1 protein-coding gene is annotated in these 1,762 nt (G+C 54.1%); it reads right to left on the bottom strand.

The features are described from left to right. Window positions 1–113: 113 nt before the first annotated feature. Window positions 114–1,655, bottom strand: coding sequence for a retroviral-like aspartic protease family protein (locus C7C56_RS11500; protein WP_146204437.1), 1,542 nt, complete (start codon window positions 1,653–1,655; stop codon window positions 114–116). Between the last annotated feature and the right edge of the window lie 107 nt (window positions 1,656–1,762).

The following is a 1,762-nucleotide window of genomic DNA, read 5'->3' as shown; positions in this document are numbered from 1 at the left end:
GAAATACGCACCTGGTTCATTAGCATCCTTGAATCATGCCATCTCATTGCAAAAAAAAACCAAAGAAAATCAATGGCCTACAGGAGAAAAACCCATCTGGATTGATCCGCTGATTATCTGGGCAACCGGTCCAGATCCATTTGCGCGGCTTCGGATTCGAATGTGCGATCCTTGCATGCGGCGATCGCCGCTTCGAGCGCTGGCCGGGCCAGCGCGGCTTGGCCAGCGATGAGGTGCGATTGGGCGATATAGAATTCAGCAGTGCAAGCGGCGGCGTCCTTCGACCACATCCCTTTGGCCGGCCGCTTGCGCAATTTTTCTGAATCGATTTTACCGAGAACGAAGTCGATCAGGTTTTGCGACCAATCGTCGGTTTTTTTGAGTTTGGTCGCCTTGATATCTTCCAATGCCTGGGCCGCGTTGCCAGAACGTGCCGACGCGAGATAGAGCTCGGCAGTCAGTTGGAGGGTGACTCTTTGCGCCTGTGCCTGCTTGAAATCGATCGCGCCGCCGGCAAAGTCCCCACTAGCGAATTTTTTTCGACCGAGCTTGATCTGTGCTGTTCGATTCCCCTGCGCCGCTGCCTTTTGGTACCACGTGACTTGCGCGCCGTTGTCACGCTCTGCCGTTGGCTTCTCACCTTCGGCATCCCCCATGCGCACCTGCGCATCAGGATTTCCGGCTGCTACTTCCGCCCGAAACCAGGCCTGGTTGATGCCGGGGACCTTGGGGAAGATATCGCCACCGGTGTAGGTAAGGTAGATCCGTTGTTGCGTGGTCGAGATCAGAATCCTGTGCGCGCGCATAAAATCGGCGCCCAAAATCACCTGCACCGATGGACTTGTGTCCAACATCCTAATTTGGACGTTCTGTATTTTTTCTTCCCCAATTTCCAATTGGTCGATTTTGGCAAACCATGATTTCATGGTTTGGCCGCCCCTTCCTTTGATCTCGCCGGCTGCAGTCATCTGAGGCGAGTTGGGTGCCAAGCCAATTTTCTTCGCAAGATTACTGTCGATGATGGACATTGCGGTGGATGGAGAAAACATGGCCTCCGCTTCATGTCCGTTGATCTTCACTTTGAAAAGGGGCCGCGCGTCGTCGCTCCCGACGACGTAAAAAGGAATAACGACGGCGTCCGCGTCCCAATGCGCAAGATGTTTGCCGCCGCAGTCAACCGGACTCCAGAATTTGAGGTACTTCTGGGCCAACGAAATTTCCAGGTCCAGCCGCAGCAGGAAGTCGGCGCCCACCCGAAAGCCGAAATCCGTGCTGTCGGAGTCGTACACGCGGAACCTGCCTTTGCCCTTTGCGGGTCCGGCTTTTAACTCGTCGAGCCGGGTCTCATACATAGTGGCCGGTCCACCAATGGCGCTTACGTTTTGAAACGTGTCACGATATGAAATGCCCATCGCATCGAGCGCGGCTGTGCCGATGTTCGTTTCGTAAGAGCTAAGGTCGATCAGGACCTTGGTTGGATTGCCGTTGATGCTGCCGTCGATTGTTGGCGCGAATGCGCCACCGGTGAAAGTGAGGGGAAGATTTCCCACTGCTACCAGCTTGCACTTGTCTTCCGGCTGCGCCGAATGCGCTGGCGTGGTCATGAACATTGGGAGAAGCAATGCGATAGCCAGACGTTTATAGCAAGTCTTCAAGCGGTATCTCCGGTTTGTTGGTCGTTAGAATATGGGGATCATGCCATTTTGTTGCTTAAAAGGCAAATTAATAGTGGAAGGGCGAAAAAAAACCCCAGCAGGACAAG

The sequence above is a fragment of the Massilia glaciei genome (genome assembly GCF_003011895.2).
Taxonomy (GTDB): Bacteria; Pseudomonadota; Gammaproteobacteria; order Burkholderiales; family Burkholderiaceae_D; genus Telluria_A; species Telluria_A glaciei.
Note: the sequence above shows the minus strand (reverse complement) of the source record. Positions and strands in the feature narration are given on the sequence as shown.